Raw genomic sequence first — 434 nt, 5'->3', positions numbered from 1 at the left:
AACCAAGACTCGCTGATCACTCGTCCTATTGCCGTCAATATTTTATTAGAGCTTTATAAAACGGCTGATCGTGTTGTTGAAGATGCAAGTGCAATTACTTTACCAACACAGTTGTTTATTTCAGGCAATGATCATGTGGTCCACGCTAAGCCTCAACATCTTTTCTATGAACGTTTAAACACATCTATCAAAGAAAAGCATGTCTTACCTGGCTTTTACCACGATACTTTAGGTGAGAAAGACAGAGTTATTCCTATCAATAAAATGCGCAGTTTTATTGAAACCTTATTTGCACAACCACTTTATCAACATGATTACCAACATGAAGATACTTGGAGTCATAGTGCAGATGTTTATCGCGCATTACAGACGCCACTTCCTAAATATTGTCCAAAAAGACTTTATTACAAAGTACTTAGCCGTTCTATGAGTAC

1 protein-coding gene is annotated in these 434 nt (G+C 37.1%); it reads left to right on the top strand.

Features of this window, described 5'->3' with window-relative positions; genetic code table 11:
- Nucleotides 1–434, top strand: a 434-nt coding sequence (locus tag EVJ34_RS15445; protein WP_201739959.1) for a serine aminopeptidase domain-containing protein, incomplete at both ends; no start/stop codon positions are given.

The organism is Exiguobacterium sp. SL-9 (genome assembly GCF_004336985.1).
GTDB lineage: Bacteria > Bacillota > Bacilli > Exiguobacteriales > Exiguobacteriaceae > Exiguobacterium.
Note: the sequence above shows the minus strand (reverse complement) of the source record. Positions and strands in the feature narration are given on the sequence as shown.